Below are 18,400 nucleotides of genomic sequence, written 5' to 3' on the forward strand. Positions count from 1 at the left end.
TCATTTCCCAGAAACTATTCGGTTATTCTTTGTCAATTTAATTTCTCTTCTAAATTTTCTCCCAACATAAATACTTCAAGCCTTTCACCGGTTTTAGTGCTGATATCTCCGTGTACGCTAATAACTTTAACTCCTGTAATATCGTAAATTATTTTTTCCATCTGCGGCCTAGTCATATGCTCAAGGTGAAATCGCAGATCTTTTATCAATCTGCACCCCTCACTGTCATGGGTTAACTTGCTTTCAGCGGGCGTCAGCACACCCCTTAAGCGAACGGCAATCATATCTTGAATTATATAACTTTTACCTGATGTGGCTCCCCTTCCGGTTTGTTCTTTCTGAATCTTTATCATAGCATTAGTTACTTTCTCTTCCATAAGACCTTTTTTGCTCATATTCGACCATCCTTTGAAGAAGTATTTAGAACACCGCATTCTTCGAGGTCGGCAATCGGCTGATTTTAAAACCCTCCGAAATACATCCCCAAACTTACTGGGAAAAGCAAAAAAATCATGGAGAAGAACCATGATTCATAAGATATCATCTCCTTTTCCAACGCCTACGAGGTTAGCTGTCGGGTTCGGGTTGGGAAAAGTAACCCTACTTCTGTAAAGCAGAAGATTCACCCCAAAAAATTGGGTCCCCCGTTCCTAAAAGGATTCGGCGATTACGCTATTAACTTTGTTCTTGACTACTATTTTACGCTTCTTGTTGACATATTCAACTGGGAAAAAGCCTTGCATTTCATCGAAATCGGCCAAAAATAACTTCTACAATGCATTGACCTTGGAAAAGAGTATTATTTCAAGGAAGGACAAACTATTTACTGGACCGTGCTATGTTTTACTTAAGTCACTATAATGAACCAAACTCTTTCTGTTGTTCTTAGGGAGAACGACAAACATCTACCATCACGTGCTTTGTCAGTCCGAGGATGACCTTGTATTCTTAGACAAAAATGCCCTATTGGGCAGGCGTTGGAAGAAATGAAAAGTGTTATGGATATTCAGCAGTTCCTTTATAGTGGGAAGTTGAAGAAATTACAAATAAAGCCTTTGCTTAGTAAAATATTTTACAGATTTATTGAACAGTCAAGGTTTATAATTAACTAAAATCATAGAAAGGAGGGTTTTATTTTGGTTATTACAAATGACGTTAAAGCGGTCATTGAACAAGCACCCTTTGTTCCCATTACCACAGTGTCTGCCGATGGTCAGCCACATCTTATAGTGGTGGGCAAAGTAAAAGAAGTAAGGGATGACGATATTCTGGTCTTTGGCATCTACAAGATGGAGACTACGCAGCAGAATATAACGGATAACGGCCTGATGCAGGTTGGTATTGCCGCTACCGATGATGGTCCCAAAGGCTTCCGTCTATCCGGAAAAGCTTGCGTAGAAGGAAAAGAAGTTTTGTTTAAAACGGAAAAAGTTGAAAGCTTGCTGTAATGAAGTGTATGAAGGTCAAATAAACCCATATTGCCATTTTTTCGGCCCTCTACGGGCCGTTTTTGGCATGTGAGAATTTGCATCTGTAAAACCTGGGAGGGAGATTTTTATTATACTGGGAATTAGTGCCAGTGGGAGAAAAAACGGTAGAACTAGTCACGCAGTCAAAGCTTTAGAAGCCAGCAATTAGGAGGTGAAGTTTTTTATACTGCAGTGGTTGCCGCAAGGGGTCTTTGGTGTTATGATTTAGAAAATACCTTTTAGCCAAGGAGAATTTACAATGTCTAAATGTATCCTCTGTCTGCGCAGTCTGCCTATTTTTGACGGGCTGGCCATGGAAGATTTTAAAAATGTCTGCCTAAATGCATCAAAAATAACACTTAAAAAAGGTGATTTCCTATTTTGCCGAGAACAAGCTGCGGATACAATCTATCTAATTAAAGAAGGCATAATCAAACTCGCTCAGTGCACAGAAGAAGGAAAAGAAATAATACTGGACATCGTGGGTAGAGGCAATGTTTTGGGGGAAATGGCTCTGTTTAAAAAACAGAAACATCTGAGTGATGCGGTAGCCTTAGAAGAAGTACATGTCTGTGCGTTTTCCTTATCACAATTCGAAACATTAATCAAAAATAAACCCAATATTGCACTAAGTGTTATTGCCAATCTGGGGCAAAAGCTTTATTCAGCGATGCAGCAGTTGAGTGACACCGCCAATTACTCGGTAGAGGATAAACTGTTAGCATTGTTTTTCCGACTCGCTAAGGAATACGGCAAAGAAACATCCTCGGGGCAGTTAATTGAGCTGAACCTTACTCAGCAGGACATGGCCAACATGATTGGGGCTTCTCGAGTGATGGTAGCCCAGGTGATTAAAAAGTTCAAAGAAGCTGGTTTCCTGACTAAACAAGGTCGATATTATGTACTAAAAGACCAATGTTTAAATACTAAATTTATAAACACCGAAGCCCTGTAGGTCAATAACCCGCAGGGCGTTAGTGTAGGATTGGTTAAGCACCCTTTCCAGAAAGAAACGCTGCTATATTTTCACCTAACTTCCTGGCATGCTCTGTTACTTCATTCTGTTCGCAGATGGATGAATATTTATCTTTACTGGGGTGAGCTCCTTCGCCAAAAATATGCGGTAATGTACTCATGTCGCAATCATCACTTTCATGCATGAGAGACAGGTGGTATTTCCCGTGCCGCTAATGCCAACAACAATTTTTCCCATAGTTACCTCCTATTTTTTCTGTCGGAAAGCATTTGCAGTAAATTCTGTTTGAAAAACTGTAGCGACAAAGCAACACGTTCTATCGGCACCTGGCAATAATCGTAAAATCCCAGAATTTCTAGGTCATCTATTGGCCGTACGTCAGTATCCAACAGCACCATCCGGTCATAAAACCCTAAATTCTGCCTGGCATCAATGCTATCCCAGCCTAATCCATGTTTAAATATTTCATCGGCGTGTTCAAGCCAACCAGGAGTAAGGTAGAAATCATTACTGCCTTGGCTGATTTCCTGAAGAAATTCTTTGCCGGCAAGCACCTGAGCACAATCCACCCCTTGGGGCAATAAGCAGTTAGCCTCCCGGCAAATTTCCTTCAATTCCGGGTGGCAGTTACAACCATAAAGCAGTGCCGGTTGTGGCTCTATTTCCAGGCGACTTGTTACTTCCTTTTCTAATGCTGCCAAACTAACATGTAGTGCCGGAGTGAGAAATTCGGTTTCTATGCCGGCAAATATATCAGGGGCCTCGGATTGTACCTTTTCCAATTCTCTTTTAAAGATGCCGCATGCAATTAGTTTCATATTTATACTCCTTTACAGGCCGGCGCGGCCAACAATGGTTACCGCTACGTGTTCCGCACTGGTGAAGGGGAAATCCTGCGTAGTTAACAGTTTGCCTGCTTCACCGGCAGTTACTTTGATATCGCCGGCTTCGCAAGTGGTATCAGTTCCCTGGGGAAAGGCCTGCAGCAATTCCTCGGGACTGTTAATAGGGAATTTTGCAGCGGCTAGAGCGCCGACAATTTGTTTCTTAATAATTTCCGCAGTATTCATTGTATCACCTCCTGAAATAATGGTAACACTTTTTGGAATCTAAAGCTGTAAACCACTTTACAAAAAATTCGGGAGAATTACTTTCTTGACTAGGCACTCTCTAGTGAAATAAAATCAATGTATATGGGGGTGAGCAATGAAAAAGAAAAAGATGAGATCGGTAAATTTTCAAAGGAATTGAGAAAATTCATTTTTGAGCTAAAATTCACTAGCGTTGCATAAACAATAACCAGATTTGTCAACCATTAACAACGGCAGAAAAACTGCAGAAAATCACCGAAAAAGCCTGATTTAACAAGAAAAACCCCTTATAATAGAGATACAGGGTAGTCCTTGCCCAAATCTCTAAATAAGAGAGACAAAAATGCAAGGCAAGGATACCAAAAAATCCACATTTTATCAACTGTTCAAACCCATCTTAAATGGGCAGTTTTTCAAGCAAATAAAAGATTTAGGGGTTGATAAATACGTAAAAAAGCTTTTTACGCCACAATTCATCATTTTTATGATTTATGCTCAACTTGAACAACTAAAGGGTTTACGAGCTATCAGTAACAGTCTTAATAATCAAGATTTCAGCCAGGAAATTAACCTTAAATCCATCAGCTTTTCGCAAATATCACGGCGGCTAAACAATTTGCCCACAGAGGTTTTCCAAACGCTTTTTAAAGACCTAACCTTTAAGGTTTTGAAAGAGGCCGGCGACGACAACCGGACCATGAAGCAATCTACCAAGAAATACTAAGGCAGGTGATAACAGACAAAGCAGATCACTTGAGTGATCTGGACTATGACCCGGTAATTCCGTAAAAGTATATTCTCTGTCAAAATGTGGATGAGGAATACCCTTAGGTGGTTGCTCCTCTTTCACCAAACCAAAGAAACCCATTGTAAATATTATACATATATGCAAAATACAGTAATGCTGCGGCTTTTGAAATTTCCGCTTGCTATTTGTCAAAAGTTTTTATGCAACGCTAGTGATTCTTTCTAAAAAGTTGATAGCTCGCATCTTTTTCCGTTTAAGCTTCTTAAATTTACCCTTAGTCCAAAGGACCAGATGTAAGTTGATGTACTCTAGGACTTTCCGTAATATTTTGCGACCGTTTTTCCCATAATAATTCAACCACCCTTGAATAATGGGATTGTATTCTTTTGCAATTTCCTCTAGTCCAATGTGGTGTAATTTCAATTTCCACTTCCTTATTTCTTGTCTAATACGTTTTTGCGCCTCTTGGCTAATTGCTGGCAGAAAACTTGTGAATTCTGCTCCCTTCCACCCTTTGGCTTTTCTGGGATGAAAGGTATAACCTAGAAAAGTGAAGTTTGTCACATCTTCTTTCTCTTTTCTGTTACTGTCCTTACAGTACACCACTTTTGTTTTCGTAGGATGTAATTCTAGGCCACAGGACTCAAATCGCCTACTTAGTGCTTGCCGCTTCTGCCTTACTTTTACAATGCACAATACCATCATCAGCGAATCGACAGATGGGGTTGTTTGGGAAATGTGACGCCATCCACTTGTCAAATGCATAGGCATGAAGAGATTCTATAGTACAGGACTTATTACGCCAGCATGGCTTTTCCTCCTCCGAGTCTTTATATTAACTATACTTTACTCGGAGCCCTACGACAACTATCCTAACATAGGGGGGGGGATACTAGGGACCCTTAATATAAAGCTGGGATTTAACAATGGTGATCTTCTACTTTATTTTCTCTTGCCATAATTGTATTTTAGGTTAAAATAAAACTGTAGTTTAATTCTGACGGTCCGCATTAGGCGAGCAGCCAAGAGGTGCACGAGTGAAACTTGCTAGCGTTCACGTCTCGCCACAATAGGTGAGCAGACGAAGCACGCACGAGCATGGACAATTTAGGCCATGTAAAATAACAAAATACTAAAAATGTTACCACCCCTTTCTATTTCTAGAAGGGGGTTTCTACGATTATTAACCGTCTTATCCCGAGGCACTTTCGGGATAGGGCGGTTTTTTTATAAGCTCTTCTAGGCGGCGCTCTGTTTCTTTGACGATAGACTCTCGAGTGAGACGTTGTTTTTTATTCTTTGGGGTGTTTGACGACAGCATAACGTTTTCTGGCTTCGCAATCATAATTGATGAACCGACTAGTGTGGAACCGCTTGCATGATGGAGTAGGAGGGTCGCGGATAATCACCGCCCATTATCTCTGATTTTCTTAGGAAGAGAGATAGCCGATGCGCTAATGAGGCCCAATAAAATTGTAGACATGTGGAACTAAAGAAAATTATAATCCAGATGTCGTAATAATTTAATATACCGAAACTATAAATAAAAATATCTCTAGTTATTTTATTTATTAATATTTTACGTTATATATACAAATACTTGCTTGACATTCTCATATATAATCGCTAGAGTTATTATATAGGAACATAGCTAGAGTGAAATATGGGATAAACCAATGAACGCACATCATTTTCATTACTATTTGTGCCGCTGGTGGTAGCGGCGGAATGGAGGTTATTATGACTGATTCATCATTGAAGAAAAAACTCATGACTGCGGACGAAGTCGTCAAGCTGATACCTGACGGTGCTACCGTGCGGATTTCTGGCGCAGCCTTGGTGTGCTCGTCCGCTATAATCTTTAAAAACATTAGGCAATCGTTCCTAAAGACCGGGCATCCGAGAGATCTTTGCATCGTCTCGGAGGGTTCTCCTGGGAGCAATGTGCCGGGCTACAATTACTTTGAGTACCTAGCCCACAAGGGCCTTGTCAGGCGGGTGGTTGGCGGACATATGGGATTTCATCACGCGCTATTTCCATTGATCAGGAACAACGAGATAGAGGCATACAATATCTCTCAGGGTGTGCTGTCGATCTTAACGAGCGAAAGGGCCGCTGGTAAGAATGGCTACCTGACAAAGGTCGGACTGGGCACTCAGCAGGATCCCCGCCATGAGGGCTGTAAACTCAACGAGGGACTAGAGATGGAAGACTTGGTTGAACTCAGGGAAGTGGATGGAGAACAATACCTCTGGTTTAAAGCAATAAGGGAGGACATCGCCGTACTGAAGTCAAGCTATGCCGACCTAAACGGCAATATCACCCTCAAAGCCGAGCCATCCAACAATGATGCCCTCGGGGTAGCCATGGCGGTCAAAAACGAGGGGGGCAAGGTCTTCGTATATGTCAAGGAACTGAAGGAAGAGTATTTCAACCCGCGTCTCGTGCACATTCCGCACTTCCTGGTGGACGGGATCATCCTCGATCCCAGTATAGTACAGGCGGCTCCGCACCTTGAATATAGCCCGTACTTCTCCAATGAAGAGCGGTGCAGTGAGGAACAAATACATAAGATCATAGAAGAAGATACCAACAACAGTGCCCGGAAAAGAAAGATCAAGCACAAAGTCATAGCCAGAAGGGCGGCAATGGAGCTGTACCCAGAGGTTGTCGTGAATATCGGGTTCGGCATCCCGCAGATGATTAGCGGCGAGGCCATAGATCTCGGAATCGATATGGATTCCGTCGTGATGACCACCGAGACTGGCGTCAGCGGCGGGGTACAGTTGTCCTCGGTATTCAGCGTATCCATGAATACCGACGCCATCTATGACCAAGCGTCCCAATTTAGATTTTACGAGGGCGGCGGGCTCGATATCGGTTTTCTAGGCGCTCTGGAGATAGACCAAAAGGGCAACGTCAACGTCTGCAAAAAGGGGACACGCCTCGCGGGTGTAGGTGGTTTTAATTACATCGTTCACTCTTCTGACAAACTGGTGTACTGCTTTACCTTCATGCAGGGATCGGGCTACGATATCGAAAACGGAGAGTTAGTCCCGCGCGACGGGAAAGATAAGAAAATCGTGGCGGATGTGGAGAGCATCTCTATGAACGCGGGGCTTGAGTTCGCCAACAATAAGACGGTTCTATATATCACCGAACGATGCGTATTAAAGCTGAAAGAAGACGGGCTCGAGATCATCGAGATCGCCCCAGGACTCGACCTTAAAAAAGATATCCTTGATCATCTGGATTTTACTCCGTCGATTGCGGTAGACCTCAAGGAAATGCCCAAACTCTGTTTTGAGACGAAGGGAGCGGATTATGTCCGATAGTATTCTAGAAACCAAGAAGCCTCCTGGGTTACAGATGAGGAAATTTTGTTTGCCGGTGGATACAGAACAGGTAATTGAGAGAAAGGGGAAGTTTATTGAAAGTGGAATTAAAGATAAAAGTTCAAAAAAATAAATATATTTCGGTAACATTGCAATTAAAGTATACTTTTCTCAAAGTCCGCAATATTTGCTTATTTACCCGGTGAGATACACTTAAATTGCTTGACATTTGTTTTTTCGAGTGTTAAAATATCTAACAAAGGGAAATGAAGGACAGGGGAAGCGTAATTAAAGGAATCTAATGAATTATTAGAAAATTCATCATTGACTGAAAAAAGGGTGACCAATGTTCATATTTTGTTGTTATGGGAATAGGGAGTGAAGCTATGTGAAGCTATGATTGTAAACAACGCAGGGAAAATAACGGCGGATTCTCGGTTGGCTAATATGACAGAAGAGTAATATCTCAGTTCGGTGTTATTCAAAATTGCGCGGTTTTGAATTTGGCATTTTTGAAAGATGTCCATAACGGCATGAATGTTATGATTGCTAGCATTTATCCGATATGATAAAAAATGAAATGGGGGAATGAATAATGATGAGGAAAAATCAGCCTGTCATCGCAATATTCGTTATAGTTTTAATGATGACGTTAGTACTGGCTGGATGCACTTCCAAAACGACGGACAATACTGCAGATGAGGCGGGCGGCGAAGTATTACTCGGATATGTCGGTCCAATGACCGGTCCGTCGGCTACGATGGGACTAGCCACTAAGCAGGGCGCCGAACTCGCTATTGAAGAAATTAACAATGCAGGCGGAATTATGGGAAAAACCATTAAATTTGTATCGCGTGACGATGAAGCAGACCCGACAAAATCAAAAACTGCTGTTCAAGAACTGATTGATAAAGAGAAAGTTCAGATGATGATTGGCCAGCCGAACTCAACAAGCGTTGCCGCTTCTGAAGCTTATGTCAATGAAAACAAAATTATTCAGATACTTAACATTGCAACCAACACCCAGCTTACTAATGTTGAAAAATATCCTTATACCTTCAGAACATTCTTCCCAAGTCCGGTACAGGCTGAAGCCCTTGTAAATATCGCAAAAGAAGCCGATTTTCAAAGGGCTGTGCTGCTCGGCGACACGACCGCCCTGGGGAATGATGGAATAGCCGCTTTGCAAGCAGCCAGCAAAGCAGCCGGAATAAAGCCGGTAGAAGCAATTCAATATAAATCCGGAGATGTAGATATGACGCCTGTTGCAGAGAAGATTAAGGATGCTGGCGCAGACGTGGTACTCGCCTGGACCCTTGGTGCAGATGGTGCGAGAATAGTCTCCGCACTTTCAAGAATCGATTATATGGACAACGTGATTTTTCTTGGATACACAGGACTCTCTTTGCCGAATTTCCGAGAGCTTGCCGGAGATGGCATTAGCAGGAGCTATATGCTTGGCGGCTACTGGTCGGTAGAAAAAGGTGAAACTCAGCTGGATGAAGCACGTCAGAAACTCTATGATAAGATAGTCGAGAAATACGATAAATACGGACCCGGCGGTAGAAGCACCTCCCCTATGATGGTGGCATCCGGCTATGATGCGGTTTATCTTTATAAATGGGCAGTCGAAACAGCGAGTTCTTTCGATCCCGACTTAGTAAAAAATACCCTAGAGACAAAAATTTCCGAGTATCCTTTGAAGATTGGTGTTGCAAACACGTATAGGTTCTCGCCAACAAATCATGAAGCTATTTCCGGAAAAGATCTTTTGCCTGTTCTGTTAGACCCAATGGTATCATCGGATAAAATCTTCGGAGACGTTTCTATCAGAGGATCCTTTACAAAGTAAGAGTAAAACGTACACTAAAATCAGAATGTGGTGTGTCGATATTGGTTCACAAATAACCGATATTCGACACACCGTTTGTTAGAAAAAAATAATGATGTATGGATGCTTATATTGAGGTAGTTGATTGACGTTTGAAATCAGCTGACCAAGTGAGTGTGACTTGCTCTACTTGTTAGCTGCTGGGTGGCCGGTTTATCCAGGCCTAATAGTTGTTCCCCTGACAAATTAAGCAATTGGCCATTTTCTTCGCCGGTTGTTCGAAGCTTGACCTCAGATGAACTGGCATATTCGCTTCCGATGCTGTGTTGTTGCAAAGATGGCCTTTGCTTTTTTGGTAAGGTTAACGATTCTTCCAGATTTGCTACGCGAGGTAGCTGTTTTTAGCTCAGCCTATCCTCTTGTATGACTCTTTGCTTTTTAAGCAGCCGTTAGACCCCACACAAGAGTATTTTATCTCACTATTGTCTGTCCAACAAATCGTGATGGGTCATCCTGAGGCAAGTACATTATAATGAGAAAACGATTAAAACACTGGCCGGAACAGTTACAGGCAGTACAAAGAAAGGAGAATGAGAGGGTGCAGCAATTAATATTTGGGTTGGCGAACGGCAGCATATACGCACTAATGGCGCTTGCAATCGGAATTGTTAGCTCTACGACAGGCATCATTAATTTTGGATACGCATCTATTGTAATGATGGGCGCAATGGTGAGCTGGTGGCTGATCGTAATATACGGATTTAGCTATATACCTGCTCTATTATTTGCAATAGCCGTCAGCATAGTGCTGAGCATAGTAATGTATGAGACGTGCGTTAAGAAACTTGGGGACTTGCAGGATAATGTAGGGTGGATTATCACATTGTTCGGCGCGGCTATCATATTGGATAATATTGCGCGAATGGTGTTTGGTACCGAGCCGCAGGCGTTTCCGTATTTATTCGATGGCAAAATCGTAAAATTTCTTGGGGCAAACATCATGCTTCATGAGTTGATGATGATAACGATAACCCTCGTTATCGGAGTTATATACCATGTGATAATAAAGAAGACCCAGTTTGGTAGGGCTGTACGCGCTGTTGCATTCAGGCCGACAACTTCGGAGCTGATGGGCATCAATAGCGAAAAGATAATATTGTCCTGCTTTGCAATGGCCGGGATCGTGTCGGCGGTAGCCGGTGTATTAATCGCTCCTATTACGTTTGCGAGTTACACCATGACGAGTTCAATCGGCCTGAAAGGATTTGCAGCCGCTGTGTTGGGCGGATTTGAAGACACAAAAGGAGCATTTGTCGGAGGCTTCGTATTGGGGCTCGTCGAAATCTTCATAAGTATGTTTGTCCCCGCCGGGATAAAGGATTCGATCAGCTTCTTTATAATGATTATTGTGATAATATTTTTACCGGGGGGGATAATGAGTGCCAAAATTTTTAATAAAAACTGGTCCGCTACGGAAAAAGTATAGCTTGTGGTTTAACATACTAAAGCTGGCATTGCTATTCACCTGCTTGGCATTTCCGTTCATGGCCGGTAATTATTTTTTGCGATTTGCTATAATTTTATTTATTTACATCATTTTGTCGATCGGTTATGATATTTCCTCAGGGTATTGTGGTATGCTGACCCTCTCCGCCGCGGCTATTTTTGGCGTCGGTGCATATGCGTCGGCAATAACGATTACCACCCTTAAAATGCCGTTCCTGGTCGGTATGCTTGTAGCAATGGTTGCCACTGGACTGATAAGCCTTCTGATATCCTTGCCGGCACATAAGGTGAAAGGCCACTATCTTGCCATGATAAGCCTTGGCATTTTAGAGGTCGTGCAGAGGATACTCAACGAGTGGAGTTCTTTAACGCAAGGCGCGGCGGGATTTTTCCTTCCCAAATGGTCCATATTCGGTATGGAGCTCAGTAATTATGCAAAATACTATGTAATTTTTTTCTTCCTGATTCTCATCATGTTATTTGAATGGGGCTTGATCAAAAGCCATTGGGGCCGTGATTTTATTGCGGTCAAGGATGACGAGGTAGCGGCGTCGGGAGTAGGCATAAACAATAGGAATTTCAAGATTATTGCACTGCTCATAAGCTCAATGGTAATAGGAGTCGCCGGTTCCCTATATGCAAGCTACAGTGAGTTTATCAGTCCTGACACTTTTGGATTCTACCTGACAATATTTATCCTTTTGACAGTCGTTATAGGCGGAACGGGCACATTGAGCGGCCCAGCTATCGGCGTTACCGTCGTAATGATAATACCGGAATTTTTCAATGCATCACCGGACCTTAAGCAGATAGTCTTCGGTGGGCTTCTTATCATACTGACGCAGGTAATGCCCGACGGTATTGTAGGAAAAATAAAGAAACATTTCGGGGCAATCGAAGATAACAGACATATAGAAAATTTAAGCGACAGGATGCCGATAAGCTTTGAAAAATACAAAGTTTCTGCGGATGGTCCTGAAAATATCCTGGAAGTAAAAAATCTCACAAGGAGATTCGGTGGACTTACGGCTGTAGGGAATCTAGACTTTGAGATTAAGAGAGGTACGGTACATTCCTTAATCGGACCGAACGGAGCTGGAAAGACGACTACGGTTAATATGATAACGGGTATCGACAAACCGAGCGAAGGCAGCGCTATATTCATCGGCGAGGATATAACGGGAATGGAACCCTTCGTTTCGGTGAAGCGCGGAATAGCCCGGACATATCAGCATGTCCGGTTGTTCAAAGACTTGCGTGTAATAGATAACGTGGCGATGGGGGGAAGAATATACTACACATATAGTATGGCGGGCGCAATCTTCCATTCGCGCAAGAAAAGACAAGAAGAAAAAGAAGCATATCTGGAAGCTTACGACTGCCTGAGACTGATGGGACTGGACAGTAAGTCGAATTTTGCCCCCGGAAGCCTTTCAGCGGGACAGCAGAAACTGTTGGAGATTGCCCGTGCCCTATGCGAAAGGCCAAAACTCATGGTACTGGATGAGCCTTGCGCCGGTCTTAATGAAACGGAAGTAGCAGAGCTTTCCGAGATAATTAAGAAAATAAGAGATGTCGGGATAACGGTACTTATGATCGAACACCATATGAGCATAGTAATGGGTATTTCTGATTACATAACGGTTATAGATTATGGAAAGAAGATTGCGGAAGGTACTCCGGCGGAAGTGAGCGTAGACCCGCTAGTAAGGAAAGCATATCTGGGAGAAGAGGTGACGGCATGCTGAAGGTTGAGAATTTAACTATCGCTTACGGTAAGACAGAAGTCGTTCACCACGTATCGTTTGATGTAAAGAAAGGCTCAGTTGTTACGATAGCGGGAGCGAACGGAGCGGGAAAGAGTACGATACTAAATACCATTGTGGGTCTCCACCGGTCAAAGGAAGGGAATATCGTATATAATGGCGAGGATATAACCAGGAAAGCTCCGGATAAGCTTGTCAGAAAAGGAATAAGGCTTGTCCCAGAAGGCAGGCAGATATTTGCGGAGCATACTGTTGAAGAGAACATCCTTCTCGGAGCGTATGTGGAAAAGGACGCAAAAAAGATACGTGACCGAATGGATGAAATGTTTGACCGATTTCCAAGGCTTAAGGAAAGACGCAAGCAAATCGGAGGCACATTATCGGGTGGAGAGCAGCAGATGCTTGCAATTGTAAGAGCCTTAATAACGGGACCCGATCTTCTTATTCTTGACGAACCATCGCTCGGTCTTGCTCCGATAATAGTAAAGGATGTTTTCAAATTGCTGACGGAGATAAAGCAGATGGGTGTAACAATAATACTGGTTGAGCAGATGGTCGAAAACGCGCTTAGCATTTCGGACTATGCGTATATTCTTGAGACCGGAAATATAGTATTTTCGGGTACCAAGGACGAAGTGAAGAACAGTGATGATATTGTAAAGGCATATTTAGGTAATGTCTGATAAAAATTAAAGGTTAAGTGGAATCAAAGTAACAAAAACGGCTTCATTTGGCCTTTGAACAGGCACGGTTCCAACAAGGGATTGATGCTGGTCATGGCCATTGGGATGGCGATGCAGCGGTACGCGAAGGTGGGCTTCTCAGACAGCGGCAGGAAACTGTCGGAGGCCCCGGCTTTCATTGGAATCGAGGATATGGTATCGTAGACAAAAATGAATACAATGGAGTTGATTTTATGCAGCAGGAAATCAAGATATTGATAGCGGTGCTATCCAAGCTGAATATGGGCGAAACCTATGAGCCCCATGAACATCCTTATTATCAGCTTAATCATGTCGTCCGGGGCGAATATGAAATCACGGTCGAGGGTAATACCTTCGCGGTGGGGTTGGGGGATACGATTTTGATCCCGGCGAACAGCGTTCATTCCATCATAAATACCAGCAATGAGCCGAGCTACTATTTCGAGGTAAAGTTTTCGTCGTTTTCCAAGGGCGTTAAGGAGATGTGCTCCGATATCGGTTTTCTGATTCGGGATGACGATTTCTCGGGGAAGCTCATGAAAGAAATCTTCGACGAGAGCAATAACTCCACGCCGGAGTCCGAGGAGATCATAGTTACGTATCTATACGCCATGCTCTTCAAACTATCCGCGGAGAAACGGCGGAAGAAAGACACGCTTTCGAAATATATAGAGGTATCGGCTTATTCCGAGCCGGTACGGGAGACCATCCGGTTTCTGGAGGACAACTACAAGAAACAGTTGTCCCTGGATGATATTGTTGAGCAAGCGCCACTGCAAAAAAGTTATCTCTGCAGCCTGTTCAAGAAAGAAACCACGGTCACTATTTTTGAGTGCCTGATGATTATCCGGATCCGGAAGGCGGTGGAGTTGCTCACCTATACCAATATGCCGCTTTCCAAGGTCAGTAAAGAGACGGGGTTTGTCAATATCACCCATTTCAACCGGGTGTTTACAAAGCACGTGATGATTCCCCCCGGTCGGTACAGAAAGCATCTGAGGTCCCAGGACGTCTATTGGAAGGACGCGATGGCCAATCCGATCACTGCTGCCACCGTTGGAGTAAAGAAGATAGATTTCCCAATGCTAAAAGGTATTACCGGGTAAAACCAAAATCCGGTACATACAGGAGAGCTATTTGAAGAACGGGCTTATCGCATTCTGCTGCGGCGGCCAGGGTTTCTCATGCCCGGTGTAGCGTGACTGCGAGTTTTAAATAAAAATGGAGGGAAACTTAAAATGAGTAAACTGAATGGAAAATACGCAGTGGTGACGGGCGGCAGCAGGGGAATCGGCGCGGCCATAGTACAGCGGTTTTTAGATGACGGGGTGGCGGGGGTCGCCATATTGGAGTGGGATTTTAACTCCTCCAAGGATCTGGCTAAAAAGCTCGATTCCACCGGGGACAAGGTTTTGCCCATTAACTGTGATGTATCCAAGGAAGAGCAGGTCGTGGAAGCGATCAAGACGACACTTGACAAATTCGGTACTATCGATATTCTGGTCAACAACGCGGGTATCACCCGGGACGACATGTTCCATAAAATGTCCAAGGAGGCTTGGAACGCCGTCATCAATGTTAACCTCTACGGCACATACCATACATGCAAATACGTCGTGCCTATCATGCGGGAAAAACGCTACGGGCGGATCGTAAATATCTCATCCGTATCGGCGTTTGGCAATGTGGGGCAGGCGAACTACGTCGCGACAAAGGGTGCCATCATAAGCTTTACAACGGCATTGGCTTTGGAAGGTGGCCCCAAGAATATCACGGCCAACTGCATCGCTCCGGGATTTATCAATACTGATATGTACCAGGCAGTGCCGGAGGCGATCATCGCTGAACACAAAAAGATGATACCCCTGAAAAGGCTCGGGGAACCGGAAGAGGTGGCCGGTGCGGTATCCTTTCTGGCCAGTGATGATGCAAGTTTCATCTCATCACAGTGCCTGATCGTAAGCGGCGGCAGGAACTCGATCTGATGGGGGATCAAAACAAAATACTACTCAAATCCGGCTCTTAAAAAGAGTTGGACAAGTTATCCTTTCCCAAAATGGAAGGTCATATCATATGAAACTGAAAGATAAAGTGGCGGTCATCACCGGAAGCGCTCGGGGATTGGGCAGGGCCATCGCTCAACAGTTCCTCGAGGAAGGGGCGACCGTAATCATCACCGACATCAATGAGCAAAGAGTCCGCAAGACAGCGGAGGAATTGAGCACAACTAGTTCAACGCGGGAGTCACCGCCGACGCCCAGCTTACAAAGATGACCGAAGAGCAGTTTGACCAAGTCATCGCGGTTAACCTGAAGGGCGTATTCTGCTGCACCAAAGCGGTGGTGGGCAGTATGATCGAGAACGGGTACGGCAGGATCATCAATATCTCTTCGGTGACCGCCCACAACGGCAATATTGGGAAGACCAATTACTTCTCGACCAAGGCGGCCGTCATATCCGTGGCCCAGACTTGGGCCATGGGGCTTGGCAAAAAGGGCATCACGGCCAATGCCGTTGCTCCGGGTTATACGGCGACGGAGATGGTGCAGAAGGTGCCTGAAAAGATACTTGACACCATCAAGGGTAGAACGCCAGTAAAAAGGCTCGGAAAGCCGGAAAAGATAGCCGTTGCATGAATATATCTCGCTTCGGACGAAGCGGCATTCGCAAACGGCGCAGTGCTGAAGATAGACGGCGGGCTTGTGCTGTAATGATAGAACGGGAGGTGTCAATATGAGTGGGATAGTGGTAGCTGGCATGACGAGGATTCCGAACGGCGCGGGATTACAAGGATAAAATGGCAATAGTGTTAGCGGGGAGGAATTAACTACTGACAGTTCAAAGGACGGGCTACACATTTGGTAGGTAACTTAGAGCCAAGAAGAAAGACATTCTTGAGTTATATACCAGCAATAGATTTGGAAATGCCCAGGATATTAAAGGGTCAGTAGTCTACTAGCTTCAGATGCTTCCAACTATGTTTATGGTTACATTCTAAATGTCGATGGTGGTTGGACAATTCAAATAAAGGAGGAAATTTCTTTGCATGAACGTGACGTGGTAATAGTAAGTGCCTGTAGAACTCCTTTTGGCAAGTATGGGGGAAGTCTGAAAGATTTTGATCCAGTTAAATTGGGCGCAATTACTATGAAAGAGGTTTTAGGCAGAGTAGATTATAAAGATGAAGTTGATGAAATTTATTGGGGAGTAGGTGATACCGCTTCTTTTAAAGATGTTTATACTCCGGTAATAGCAAGACAGACTTTGCTTGAAGCTGGTCTGGCACCTGAAACTCCATCTTGTTCCCTGGATAAAGCATGTGTTTCTGCAATGTCGGCTGTACAACTGGGACAGAGAGCTATAGCATCAAATGAAGCTGAAATTGTTATAGCTGGAGGTGTAACAACTTTTAGTCAAATGCCACTTGTAGTTAGAGGACTTAGATTTAAAGGAAATCGTCTCGGCCCTGTTCCTATGGAAGATCCGTTGTTTGAAATAGGATATAAAGACTATAATCCTGTGGCAGTTGATGCTGGCGAAGTTGCTTTGGAACATGGGATCAGTCGTGAAGAGCAGGATGAATGGGCATTAAGAAGTCATGAGCTTTATGGTAAGTGTTATCAACAAGGTAAAATGAATGAAGAAATGATTAATATGACTATTCCACAGAAAAAAAAGGAACCTTTAGAGTTTAAAAAAGATGAACAATATAGGGAAAACATGTCCATGGAAAAACTGTCTAAACTTCCAACTATATACGGTAGTCCTACCTGCACAGCAGGTAATTCTCCCGGGCTAAACGACGGTGCAACAGCCATGCTCTTAATGACCCGGAAGAAAGCTGAAGAGTTAAGTCTAGAAGTTTTAGGAACTCTAGTTAGCACAGTTAGTATAGCTAAAAAACCAAGGTTATTGGCTGAAACCCCTGCCAAAGCTATAGAAACAGCTCTGAAAAAATCAAGTTTGGTATTGGAAGATATGAACTTGATTGAAATAAATGAGGCATTTGCGGCAGTTACGCTGGTAAGTAGTAAAATGTTAGCTGACGGAGACACTAATAAAACAACAAGTATTAGGGAACGAACAAACGTTAACGGAGGTGCTATTGCGATCGGGCACCCGAATACTGCAAGTGGTGCAAGGATAATCATGACTATGCTTTATGAACTGCGCCGCAGGGGCGGTGGGTATGGAATAGCTGCAATTTGTGGTGGTTTGGCACAAGGTGATGCAGCTATAATTAAAGTGGAATAAAAATTCAGCTAAACATGTTTCCGATGTGCCCTGAACATGAGGTAGATAAGCGTATAGCTGAAACATGGATGTATATAAAAAGCGCCAACGACTCGCAGAACATCCATTTGGAACGCCTAAAAGGAACTCCGGGTTTTCTTATTTATTTTCTTACCAGAGGAACGGAAGGTGCTAGAATGGAGTCGTTCCTACATTTTCTAATATACAATATGAAGCGTGTGATCAATATAATGGGAACTGACAGGCTGATTAGGTTGTTGCAGAGATAGATGGCTCTGCAGCTATTATTTTTTTAGCCGATTTTATTGGTAAAGCAAATGGGAAAAAGGATTTTTTAAGTGGTAGGCACAGTTGGTTTTCATGATGAAATTGACAAAAGTCAAATTATGTTTTTGTTTGTTGGTAATACTACAGACATAGAATAGAAAAAACGGGGTAGCGCAACCCCGAGCTAGGCATGTACCCAACTCTATGCCAACGAGTCATTTGCGCTAAGAAGGTTTAACCTGGTCAGAGGTTAGCCTTCTTATTTTATGCGCTTATTCCAGCTTTGGAGCCAACCCTGTGCGAAAACAACTAACAGTTGCCCCACTACAGTTCCGGACACCGTTGCCAGAAATGTTGCTAAAAAAACAACATCGCCCATAGGCATCACCTCCTATATACGTATTAACCAAGCAGCAAGACCCCTAACTCGGTGAGCTGCACTACCCCGCAGC

The 18,400-nt window shown here is 43.6% G+C and carries 19 protein-coding genes and 1 riboswitch; of the genes, 14 read left to right on the top strand and 5 right to left on the bottom strand.

The features are described 5' to 3' along the window. Positions 1-32 precede the first annotated feature (32 nt). A complete protein-coding gene (locus MFMK1_RS09715) occupies positions 33-395 on the bottom strand; it encodes a Na-translocating system protein MpsC family protein (protein ID WP_366921514.1) in 363 nt (120 codons plus the stop codon). 146 nt (positions 396-541) lie between these two features. Beyond that, positions 542-676: riboswitch (cyclic di-AMP (ydaO/yuaA leader) on the bottom strand. 460 nt (positions 677-1,136) lie between these two features. Here MFMK1_RS09715 and MFMK1_RS09720 point away from each other — a divergent pair. Beyond that, positions 1,137-1,448: a pyridoxamine 5'-phosphate oxidase family protein gene (locus tag MFMK1_RS09720; RefSeq protein ID WP_366921515.1), complete on the top strand. Its 312-nt coding sequence runs from the start codon at positions 1,137-1,139 to the stop codon at positions 1,446-1,448. 280 nt (positions 1,449-1,728) lie between these two features. Next, positions 1,729-2,424, top strand: a complete 696-nt coding sequence (locus tag MFMK1_RS09725) for a Crp/Fnr family transcriptional regulator (protein ID WP_366921516.1) — start codon at positions 1,729-1,731, stop codon at positions 2,422-2,424. A 34-nt stretch (positions 2,425-2,458) separates the two neighbouring features. Here the strand turns inward: MFMK1_RS09725 and MFMK1_RS09730 are convergent, their stop codons facing one another. The 3 genes from MFMK1_RS09730 to MFMK1_RS09740 form a co-directional block, all read right to left on the bottom strand. Beyond that, positions 2,459-2,605 carry a hypothetical protein gene (locus MFMK1_RS09730; protein ID WP_366921517.1) on the bottom strand — a complete coding sequence of 49 codons (147 nt, stop codon included), beginning with the start codon at positions 2,603-2,605 and terminating at the stop codon, positions 2,459-2,461. A gap of 79 nt (positions 2,606-2,684) precedes the next feature. After that, positions 2,685-3,263 (bottom strand): DUF1638 domain-containing protein, encoded by a 579-nt coding sequence (locus MFMK1_RS09735; protein WP_366921518.1) that lies wholly within the window; start codon positions 3,261-3,263, stop codon positions 2,685-2,687. A gap of 12 nt (positions 3,264-3,275) precedes the next feature. After that, positions 3,276-3,515 carry an MTH865 family protein gene (locus MFMK1_RS09740; protein ID WP_366921519.1) on the bottom strand — a complete coding sequence of 80 codons (240 nt, stop codon included), beginning with the start codon at positions 3,513-3,515 and terminating at the stop codon, positions 3,276-3,278. A gap of 364 nt (positions 3,516-3,879) precedes the next feature. Between MFMK1_RS09740 and MFMK1_RS09745 the strand changes: the two genes are divergently transcribed. Next, on the top strand, positions 3,880-4,260 hold the full coding sequence (locus MFMK1_RS09745) for a DUF4372 domain-containing protein (RefSeq protein ID WP_366921520.1): 381 nt from the start codon (positions 3,880-3,882) through the stop codon (positions 4,258-4,260). A gap of 222 nt (positions 4,261-4,482) precedes the next feature. Here the strand turns inward: MFMK1_RS09745 and MFMK1_RS09750 are convergent, their stop codons facing one another. Then, a complete protein-coding gene (locus MFMK1_RS09750) occupies positions 4,483-5,055 on the bottom strand; it encodes a group II intron maturase-specific domain-containing protein (protein WP_366921521.1) in 573 nt (190 codons plus the stop codon). 969 nt (positions 5,056-6,024) lie between these two features. On the opposite strand from MFMK1_RS09750, the gene MFMK1_RS09755 reads away from it, so the two are divergent. The 11 genes from MFMK1_RS09755 to MFMK1_RS09805 all read left to right on the top strand — a co-directional run bounded on the left by MFMK1_RS09755 (position 6,025) and on the right by MFMK1_RS09805 (position 17,681). Beyond that, entirely contained in the window at positions 6,025-7,620 is a 1,596-nt protein-coding gene (locus MFMK1_RS09755) for a CoA-transferase (RefSeq protein ID WP_366921522.1), read from the top strand. Next, a complete protein-coding gene (locus tag MFMK1_RS09760) occupies positions 7,610-7,753 on the top strand; it encodes a hypothetical protein (RefSeq protein ID WP_366921523.1) in 144 nt (47 codons plus the stop codon). The genes MFMK1_RS09755 and MFMK1_RS09760 overlap by 11 nt, the downstream gene beginning before the upstream one ends. A gap of 462 nt (positions 7,754-8,215) precedes the next feature. Further along, a complete protein-coding gene (locus tag MFMK1_RS09765) occupies positions 8,216-9,472 on the top strand; it encodes an ABC transporter substrate-binding protein (RefSeq protein ID WP_366921524.1) in 1,257 nt (418 codons plus the stop codon). 511 nt (positions 9,473-9,983) lie between these two features. Continuing rightward, the gene (locus MFMK1_RS09770; RefSeq protein ID WP_366921525.1) at positions 9,984-10,937 is read left to right on the top strand and encodes a branched-chain amino acid ABC transporter permease; all 954 of its coding nucleotides are present in this window, start codon (positions 9,984-9,986) and stop codon (positions 10,935-10,937) included. Then, the gene (locus tag MFMK1_RS09775) at positions 10,891-12,705 is read left to right on the top strand and encodes a branched-chain amino acid ABC transporter ATP-binding protein/permease (protein ID WP_366921526.1); all 1,815 of its coding nucleotides are present in this window, start codon (positions 10,891-10,893) and stop codon (positions 12,703-12,705) included. The genes MFMK1_RS09770 and MFMK1_RS09775 overlap by 47 nt, the downstream gene beginning before the upstream one ends. Further along, a complete protein-coding gene (locus tag MFMK1_RS09780) occupies positions 12,699-13,406 on the top strand; it encodes an ABC transporter ATP-binding protein (RefSeq protein ID WP_366921527.1) in 708 nt (235 codons plus the stop codon). Before MFMK1_RS09775 ends, MFMK1_RS09780 begins: the two co-directional genes overlap by 7 nt. 47 nt (positions 13,407-13,453) lie before the next feature. Continuing rightward, positions 13,454-14,533, top strand: coding sequence for an AraC family transcriptional regulator (locus MFMK1_RS09785; RefSeq protein ID WP_366921528.1), 1,080 nt, complete (start codon positions 13,454-13,456; stop codon positions 14,531-14,533). Positions 14,534-14,665: 132 nt separating this feature from the next. Continuing rightward, positions 14,666-15,412: an SDR family oxidoreductase gene (locus MFMK1_RS09790; RefSeq protein WP_366921529.1), complete on the top strand. Its 747-nt coding sequence runs from the start codon at positions 14,666-14,668 to the stop codon at positions 15,410-15,412. An 88-nt stretch (positions 15,413-15,500) separates the two neighbouring features. Further along, entirely contained in the window at positions 15,501-15,701 is a 201-nt protein-coding gene (locus tag MFMK1_RS09795; protein WP_366921530.1) for an SDR family NAD(P)-dependent oxidoreductase, read from the top strand. After that, positions 15,698-16,063 (top strand): SDR family oxidoreductase, encoded by a 366-nt coding sequence (locus MFMK1_RS09800; protein WP_366921531.1) that lies wholly within the window; start codon positions 15,698-15,700, stop codon positions 16,061-16,063. The genes MFMK1_RS09795 and MFMK1_RS09800 overlap by 4 nt, the downstream gene beginning before the upstream one ends. 406 nt (positions 16,064-16,469) lie before the next feature. Beyond that, positions 16,470-17,681 (top strand): thiolase family protein, encoded by a 1,212-nt coding sequence (locus MFMK1_RS09805; protein ID WP_366921532.1) that lies wholly within the window; start codon positions 16,470-16,472, stop codon positions 17,679-17,681. The last annotated feature ends 719 nt before the right edge of the window (positions 17,682-18,400 follow it).

It is taken from the genome of Metallumcola ferriviriculae, from assembly GCF_035573695.1.
GTDB classification, from domain to species: Bacteria; Bacillota; JADQBR01; order JADQBR01; family JADQBR01; genus Metallumcola; species Metallumcola ferriviriculae.

Bases quoted from the DNA above. Each gene is read 5' to 3' on its own strand.
- MFMK1_RS09765 (WP_366921524.1), top strand. From the start codon at position 8,216: ATGATGAGGAAAAATCAGCCTGTCATCGCAATATTCGTTATAGTTTTA.
- MFMK1_RS09745 (WP_366921520.1), top strand. From the start codon at position 3,880: ATGCAAGGCAAGGATACCAAAAAATCCACATTTTATCAACTGTTCAAA.
- MFMK1_RS09760 (WP_366921523.1), top strand. From the start codon at position 7,610: ATGTCCGATAGTATTCTAGAAACCAAGAAGCCTCCTGGGTTACAGATG.
- MFMK1_RS09735 (WP_366921518.1), bottom strand. From the start codon at position 3,263: ATGAAACTAATTGCATGCGGCATCTTTAAAAGAGAATTGGAAAAGGTA.
- MFMK1_RS09795 (WP_366921530.1), top strand. From the start codon at position 15,501: ATGAAACTGAAAGATAAAGTGGCGGTCATCACCGGAAGCGCTCGGGGA.
- MFMK1_RS09715 (WP_366921514.1), bottom strand. From the start codon at position 395: ATGAGCAAAAAAGGTCTTATGGAAGAGAAAGTAACTAATGCTATGATA.
- MFMK1_RS09725 (WP_366921516.1), top strand. From the start codon at position 1,729: ATGTCTAAATGTATCCTCTGTCTGCGCAGTCTGCCTATTTTTGACGGG.
- MFMK1_RS09780 (WP_366921527.1), top strand. From the start codon at position 12,699: ATGCTGAAGGTTGAGAATTTAACTATCGCTTACGGTAAGACAGAAGTC.
- MFMK1_RS09740 (WP_366921519.1), bottom strand. From the start codon at position 3,515: ATGAATACTGCGGAAATTATTAAGAAACAAATTGTCGGCGCTCTAGCC.
- MFMK1_RS09750 (WP_366921521.1), bottom strand. From the start codon at position 5,055: ATGCCTATGCATTTGACAAGTGGATGGCGTCACATTTCCCAAACAACC.
- MFMK1_RS09790 (WP_366921529.1), top strand. From the start codon at position 14,666: ATGAGTAAACTGAATGGAAAATACGCAGTGGTGACGGGCGGCAGCAGG.
- MFMK1_RS09770 (WP_366921525.1), top strand. From the start codon at position 9,984: ATGAGAAAACGATTAAAACACTGGCCGGAACAGTTACAGGCAGTACAA.
- MFMK1_RS09800 (WP_366921531.1), top strand. From the start codon at position 15,698: ATGACCGAAGAGCAGTTTGACCAAGTCATCGCGGTTAACCTGAAGGGC.
- MFMK1_RS09755 (WP_366921522.1), top strand. From the start codon at position 6,025: ATGACTGATTCATCATTGAAGAAAAAACTCATGACTGCGGACGAAGTC.
- MFMK1_RS09730 (WP_366921517.1), bottom strand. From the start codon at position 2,605: ATGAGTACATTACCGCATATTTTTGGCGAAGGAGCTCACCCCAGTAAA.